This window comes from uncultured Aquabacterium sp. (assembly GCF_913773725.1).
Classification (GTDB): Bacteria; Pseudomonadota; Gammaproteobacteria; order Burkholderiales; family Burkholderiaceae_C; genus Aquabacterium.
Genome location: NZ_CAJYGK010000139.1, coordinates 1 through 6671, shown reverse-complemented (window position 1 = coordinate 6671; position 6671 = coordinate 1). Strand labels below are relative to the sequence as shown.

General features: G+C 61.0%; 6 protein-coding genes and 3 pseudogenes. 1 reads left to right on the top strand and 8 read right to left on the bottom strand.

Annotated elements, in window-relative coordinates:
- Positions 1 to 122 precede the first annotated feature (122 nt).
- From QZ709_RS16520 to QZ709_RS16490, 7 genes and pseudogenes are all read right to left on the bottom strand, one after another.
- Positions 123 to 413 (bottom strand): annotated as a pseudogene (locus tag QZ709_RS16520) (transporter substrate-binding domain-containing protein); the annotation flags it as partial.
- Positions 414 to 527: 114 nt separating this feature from the next.
- On the bottom strand, positions 528 to 1268 hold the full coding sequence (locus tag QZ709_RS16515) for an amino acid ABC transporter ATP-binding protein (RefSeq protein ID WP_294638523.1): 741 nt from the start codon (positions 1266 to 1268) through the stop codon (positions 528 to 530).
- Positions 1252 to 1899, bottom strand: a complete 648-nt coding sequence (locus QZ709_RS16510; protein ID WP_019042770.1) for an amino acid ABC transporter permease — start codon at positions 1897 to 1899, stop codon at positions 1252 to 1254. The genes QZ709_RS16515 and QZ709_RS16510 overlap by 17 nt, the downstream gene beginning before the upstream one ends.
- Before the next feature lie 13 nt (positions 1900 to 1912).
- Positions 1913 to 2596: an amino acid ABC transporter permease gene (locus tag QZ709_RS16505; protein WP_019042771.1), complete on the bottom strand. Its 684-nt coding sequence runs from the start codon at positions 2594 to 2596 to the stop codon at positions 1913 to 1915.
- 86 nt (positions 2597 to 2682) lie between these two features.
- On the bottom strand, positions 2683 to 3540 hold the full coding sequence (locus tag QZ709_RS16500; protein ID WP_207375562.1) for a fumarylacetoacetate hydrolase family protein: 858 nt from the start codon (positions 3538 to 3540) through the stop codon (positions 2683 to 2685).
- 18 nt (positions 3541 to 3558) lie between these two features.
- Positions 3559 to 4330, bottom strand: a pseudogene (locus QZ709_RS16495) (SDR family oxidoreductase).
- Between the two features lie 32 nt (positions 4331 to 4362).
- Positions 4363 to 5544: an alpha-hydroxy acid oxidase gene (locus QZ709_RS16490; protein WP_273623303.1), complete on the bottom strand. Its 1182-nt coding sequence runs from the start codon at positions 5542 to 5544 to the stop codon at positions 4363 to 4365.
- A 282-nt stretch (positions 5545 to 5826) separates the two neighbouring features.
- Between QZ709_RS16490 and QZ709_RS16485 the strand changes: the two genes are divergently transcribed.
- Complete coding sequence (locus tag QZ709_RS16485; protein WP_207375564.1) at positions 5827 to 6522, top strand: FadR/GntR family transcriptional regulator; 696 nt, start codon at positions 5827 to 5829, stop codon at positions 6520 to 6522.
- Positions 6523 to 6561: 39 nt separating this feature from the next.
- On the opposite strand, the pseudogene QZ709_RS16480 reads toward QZ709_RS16485, so the two are convergent.
- Positions 6562 to 6671, bottom strand: a pseudogene (locus QZ709_RS16480) (IS5/IS1182 family transposase); the annotation flags it as partial.

Sequence of the window (6671 nt, the reverse complement as noted above, 5' to 3'; positions counted from 1 at the left end):
CGGATGACTTGCTTGCGCCGCTCGTGAAGCTGCTCCAGGGTTTGGTATCTCGCGTCTTCTTTGTCCATGCTGCTTCGAACGCGAAAATCAGCAGAAAGTTCAATCTTTATGGGGCCCGATCAATAGGGTACGGAAAAATCAATCACCTTTGCTCGTTCCGGCGTGATGGCGAACACCGACACCACGATGTCGGCCTTGCCGGTCTGCAGGAAGGGAACGCGGTTGGACAGCACCGTCGGCACGAACTCCAGCTCCAGCCCCAGGTCCTTGGCCAGCAGCTCGGCGACTTCCACGTCGGAGCCGATCAGCTTCAGCTTGTCGTCCTTCATGCTGTAGGGCGGCACGGCCATGTCGATGGCCACGCGGATCTTCTTGGCCGCCATGATGGTGTCCAGTTGGTCTGCGTGGGCCATTCCCGTGCCGAGTGCGGCGGCAGCGCCCAGCAGCAGGCAAAGTTGGCGGCGAATCAAAGATGTAGACATGTCTCTCTCCAGGTTTCAGGGTTGAATGTGGTTGGGGTGGGGTAATCAAAGTCCGTTGCCGACGAACTGGCGCAGCTCGGGCGTGGCGGGATTGGCCAGGATTTCGGGGCCGCCCTGCTCCCAGACCTGGCCCTGGTGCATGAAGATGACCTTGTCGGCCACGTTGCGCGCAAAGGCCATTTCGTGCGTGACCAAAATCATGGTCATGCCCTCGGCGGCTAGTTTTTCCATGACCTCGAGCACTTCGCCGGTCAGCTCCGGATCGAGCGCCGAGGTCACCTCGTCGAACAGCATCACCTGCGGCTGCATGGCCAGTGAGCGCGCAATCGCCACGCGCTGCTGCTGCCCGCCCGAAAGCTGCTCGGGGTAGCTTTCGGCCTTGTCGGCCAGGCCCACGCGGGCCAGCACGTCCAGCGCCAATTCACGCGCCTGGACTGTCGGCATGCGCTTGACCGAGGTCGGCCCCAGTGTGATGTTCTGCAGCACCGTCAGATGCGGGAACAGGTTGTAGCTCTGGAACACGATGCCCACGTCGCGCCGCAGCGCACGCTTGTCGAGCCCGGCATCGTGCACCTGGTGGCCGCAGACGCGGATCTGACCCTCGTCCACGCTTTCGAGCCGGTTGATGCAGCGCAGCGCCGTGCTCTTGCCCGAGCCGCTCTTGCCAATGATGGCCACCACCTGGCCCTTGGTGACGGAGAACGACACCCCGCGCAACACATGCAGCGCACCGAAGCGCTTGTGCACCGATTGCAGATGGACGACAGTTTCAGCGGCGACTTGCATTGAGTTTCCTTTCAAGTGCCAGGCTCCAGCGCGACAGCGGATAGCTCATGGCGAAGTACAGCAGCGCGGCAGCGCCGAAATAGACAAAGGGCTGGAAGGTGGAGTTGTTGAGCACCTTGGCGTTATAGGAGAGCTCGGCAAAGCCGATCACAAGCGATGCCACCGAGGTGTTCTTGATGATCTGCACCGCAAAGCCCACCGTGGGCGGCGTGGCCAGGCGCAGCGCCTGGGGCAGCACCACTTGGCGCATGCGCTGCCAGCGCGTCAGGCCCAGGCATTCGGCGGCCTCCCACTGGCTCTTGTGCACGGCCTGGATACAGCCGCGCCAGATTTCGCCGAGAAAGGCGCTGGCATAGATAGACATGGCCAATGTCGCCGCCAGCAGCGCGGGCACCGAACCGATGCCGGCAATGTTGGGACCATAGAAGCACAGCCCCATCAGCACCAGCAGCGGTGTGCCCTGAATGAGCTGTATCCACGCGGCCGCGGCCACCCGCACCGGGCGGGCCGGCGAGATGCGCGCCATGGCCAGGGCCAGTCCCGCAAGCCCGCCGATCGCAAAGGTCAGCAACGACAGCACCAGCGTGCCCCAGGCGCCTTGCAGCAAAGAGAAGAATTGTTCGCTCGTCATAATCAAACCTCCTTCACAGCGGCGTGCCCAGCTTGCGCCGGCGCGTGAACACCATCAAGCCCAGCAGCCAGAAGCCCGTGCGCATCAGGTATGAGAGCGCGAGGTACAGCCCCCACAGCACGAGAAAGACCTCGAAATTGCGGAAGGTGTCGGACTGGATGCGGGTTGCCACACCCAGCAACTCCTCCGCCCCCACCGAGGACATGATGCTGGTGGCCAGCATCATGAGCACAAACTGGCTGGTCAACGCCGGCCACACGCGTTCCACGGCCGGGCGCAGTACCACATGCCAGAGGATTTGCACATGCGACAGTCCCAGGCATTCGGCTGCCTCGATCTGGCCGCCGTGGATGGACTCGATGCCCGCGCGCAGGATTTCGCAGGTGTAGGCGCCGATATTGATCACCAGCGCCAGCACCGCGCCGACCATGATGGGCATGGTGGCGCCCACCGACGACAGCCCGAAGACCAGAAAGTAGCTCTGCACCAGCAGCGGCGTATTGCGGATGGCCTCCACATAGGCCCCCACCAGCCGGCGCAGCCAGCCATACCGGCTGCCGCGCCCCACGGCGCACAACGCGCCCAGCACAAAGCCCAATACCGTGGCCAGGAAGGACAGTTGCACGGTCGTCCATGCCCCCTCCAGGAAAAGTGGCCACTGCGCCAGTACGCTGGCGAAGTCAAACTCGTATTTCATATTGGCTCCTCAGCGCAACCACCATCAAGCCCGCTGGGCTTCGGTTACCCGACTGGTAGTTGCAAACTGCAAATAGCTTTGGGGAATCAAGCCAGCTCGCGCGACCAGGCGCGCGTGGTTTGCCGCTGCTCACCCAGGCCCTGGATGCCCAGGCGCATGGCGTCGCCGGCCTTTAGGTACAGAGGCGGCTTCTGACCCAGGCCCACGCCGGGCGGGGTGCCGGTGCTGATGATGTCGCCTGGCAGCAGCGACATGAACTCGCTGATGTAGCTCACCAGCTTCGCCACCGGGAAGATCATGGTGCGGGTGCTGCCGTCCTGGAAGCGCTTGCCGTTGACATCGAGCCACAGACCGAGGTTCTGCGGATCGGCCACCTCGTCCTTGGTGACCATCCACGGGCCGATGGGCGAGAAGGTGTCGCAGCCCTTGCCTTTGTCCCACTGGCCACCGCGCTCAAGTTGGTATTCGCGCTCGGACACATCGTTGACGATGGTGTAGCCGGCGACATGGTCCAGCGCCTCGGCTTCGGTGACATACGAAGCCTTCTTGCCGATCACCACGCCCAGTTCCACCTCCCAGTCGGTCTTGACCGAGCCGCGCGGGATCACCACCGTATCGTCGGGCCCGATGATGGACGAGCTAGGCTTAAGGAATAGGATGGGCTCGGCCGGTATCGGCGCGCCGGTCTCGGCCGCGTGGTCGGCATAGTTCAGGCCCACGCAGATAATCTTGCCTACGCGCGCGACCGGCGAACCATGGCGCACCGGGCCGCTGACCGCAGGCAGGCTGGCGACATCAATGGCGGCGAGCTTGTGCAGCGACGCGGGCGACAGCGCGGCGCCGTCGATATCCGCCACGTGGGCCGACAGGTCGCGCAGTTGGCCCTGGGCGTCGATCAGACCCGGTTTTTCCTGGCCAGACTGCCCGTAACGTACCAATTTCATGTCTTGTCTCCTTGATGATTAGTTCAGCCAGCCACCATCAATCAGATGGATGGTTCCGGTGGTGAACGATGACTCGTCGCTGGCCAGATAGACCACCAGCGCGGCAATCTCTTCGGCACGCCCCACGCGGCCGATCGGCTGACGCGCCACGAATGCCGCCCGGACCGCAGCTTCGTTGACACCGGCCTGTTCAGCCTGCGCGCGGATGCGATCCTGCAGCGAGGGCGATTCCACCGTGCCCGGGCAAATGGCGTTGCAGCGTATGCCCTGCTGCACATAGTCGGCCGCCACGGCTTTGGACAGGCCAATTACCGCTGCTTTCGAAGCACCGTAGACGAAGCGGTTAGGCACGCCGCTTTACACTCGAAGCGGCAGACGCCATGTTGATAATGGAACCACCGCCGCCTGCCAGCATGGACGGCAGATAGGCGCGGATGGTGCGGTACATCGCCTTGGCATTCAGATCGAAGCTGAAATCCCAGTCGGCCTCCTCGCAATCAAGGATGCTGCCGTGGTGCACAAAGCCGGCGCAGTTGAACAGCACGTCCACCTTGCCGGTGCGTGCAGCAAAGGCCTGCACCGCTGCCGTGTCCAGGACGTCCAAGCGGCCCGTCTTCAAGTCGCTCAATCCAGCCTTCACAGCCTCGGCAGCCAGTTCCGCCAGCGCCGAATCATCTACATCCGTAGCCCATACCGTGGCGCCTTCACGCACCAACGCTAAGGCACTAGCTCGACCAACCCCCTTGCCTGCGGCTGTGACCAGAGCCGTCTTACCTGCTACACGCTTCATTGCGATGACTCCATTGTTGTAATTCGAGCTCATCAAATTGCTCGTAAATAACTCTGGTCTACTTGCGAAATATCAGGACAACCCATCAGTCCAAGTACGCGATCGATTTCGCTACGCAGGATTTCAATCGCCCGCCCGGCCCCAGCCTGCCCCCCAGCCGCCAGGCCATAGGTCGTGGCTCTACCAACCAGCACCGCATCAGCGCCCAGAGCCACCGCCTTCACAATGTCGGAGCCGCGACGGAATCCGCCATCCAGCATCACGGCCAATCGCCCCTGAACCTCGGCTACGACCTCAGGGAGCACATCCATCGTTGACAGCGCGCCATCCAATTGCCGCCCGCCATGGTTCGACAACACGATGCCATCCGCACCAACTGAAATCGCCCGAACCGCGTCCTGCGCATTCATGACCCCCTTGATTACGAGCTTCCCTGGCCAGATGTCCCGCAGCCACTCGACATCTCGCCAACATAGCGATGGGTCAAGCGACTGACCAATCATTGAGGACGCAGCACCACGGACGCTGGTCTGCCCTGGCGGCAGCAGGTCGCCAACGTTTGCGAAATGAGGAAAACCGTGCGGAAACAAGATGTCGAAGATCCAGCGCGGATGCCGAATGACGTCGATCTTGTTTCGCCAGTTAAGGCTTAGCGGCCCAGAGAAGTTCCGCACATCCCACTCGCGCTTGCCGTAGATCGCGCTATCGGTAGTGAGTACCAGCGTGCCAATCCCTGCATCCTGGGCCCGGCGTGCAATCTTCTCTACAAACTCGCGGGTCCGGTACATGTAAACCTGCATCCATACCCGGGCATCCGCTCCCGCTCGCCGCACCACTTCCTCCAGGGATGTCGTCGAAACATTGCTGAGCACGAAAGGAATGCCTGCCAAAGCCGCGGCACGTGCCATTGACACGTCGCCTTCGCTCGACAGCAGTCCACTGAACCCCGTCGGCCCAATCAGGAACGGCGATGCAATCTCCTCACCAAGCAGTCGCCTACGTTGATTGCGCACAGTGACGTCCACCAGAGTCCGCGGTTGAAACGCGATGTTCGAGAAGACTTCACGATTCCTACGCAAAGTAGCCTCGTCTTCCGAGCCACCTTCGACGTACTCAAAACAAAAATTAGGCACCCGCCTGCGGGCCATCCCACGCAGCTCCTCGATGCTCTGAGCGCGACTTACATCCCGCCCGGTATACAAACGACGCTTCAAGTCTCAACCCCCAAAAGCTTCTGCACATCCACAAGATGCGACCGTTCGCACTCTTCAAAATTGGTCATGCCAGTTGCAACTTTATGAAAATATGTAAAACTGGTCAATCCAATTTTGGCCAATCAATACTAGGGAAATCCCCAGACTGGATCGATGCTCAAGGTTGGATGTAAGAAGATTGAGAGGTTTGCTCTCACTGGGGCTCAGGTGAGTGCCGGCCCTACACCGCACGCGCCTTCCAATTCAACAAATAGGCCAGACACACTAGCTCGGAGGACCAAAGTGAACACAAGATCGACCCCTTCCCGCCGGCTCTATCTGCAGATCGCGGATCAATTGCGGGCGCTGATTTACGAGCCGGATTTCGCTGTCAATGGCCGTCTACCGCCCGAGCGAACACTCGCAGAGCAGCTTGGCGTTTCACGGCCTTCGATTCGGGAAGCGCTCGTTGCGCTCCAACTTGAGGGCAGAGTCGAGATCCGGATGGGTTCGGGTGTCTATCTTTGCGGCGTGCCCTCCAGCTCCGAGGATGCCGCACAAGACAATGTGGAGATGGGAGACAGCCTGATCGACATCATGGGTGCCCGCGCGATCCTCGAAGGTGCGATTGCCGCGTCCGTGGCACCGCTGGCTAAACCAAAGGATGTGAAAGCGCTACGGGCCATCTATCAGACGATGGAGCGCGAATGCCAAGCAGGGCAGCTTCCGATTGCAGCAGATCGTGCATTCCACGTGCGAATCGCCCAGATGTCGAACAACGAAGTGCTCGCTCGAACGGTTGGGACACTGTACGACGAACGACAAAGCCCTATGCCATCAAAGCTGCTTGGTCTGTACGACCCAGTGGACACATGGTTTGTCGCACTCAATGAGCACCGAGAGATTCTCGAAGCGATCGAAGCTCGCGATCCCATTCAGGCTCAAGCGGCAATGCAACGGCACTTGAAAACCGCACTCAAACGGACAATGGCACGCTGAACCGCGCCGGGATTGGTGGAGGCTAGGACGTGTTGAGAATCAGCGAGAGTTGATAACCCCAGCTGCGAGATAGATCATCGCTGCGAAGCTGCTATCCGTCTTGTCGCTGCGCATTGCGATACGTTTGAACTCCTTGAGCTTGCAAAAGA

Bases quoted from the DNA above. Each gene is read 5' to 3' on its own strand.
- QZ709_RS16515 (WP_294638523.1), bottom strand. From the start codon at position 1,268: ATGCAAGTCGCCGCTGAAACTGTCGTCCATCTGCAATCGGTGCACAAG.
- QZ709_RS16510 (WP_019042770.1), bottom strand. From the start codon at position 1,899: ATGACGAGCGAACAATTCTTCTCTTTGCTGCAAGGCGCCTGGGGCACG.
- QZ709_RS16505 (WP_019042771.1), bottom strand. From the start codon at position 2,596: ATGAAATACGAGTTTGACTTCGCCAGCGTACTGGCGCAGTGGCCACTT.
- QZ709_RS16500 (WP_207375562.1), bottom strand. From the start codon at position 3,540: ATGAAATTGGTACGTTACGGGCAGTCTGGCCAGGAAAAACCGGGTCTG.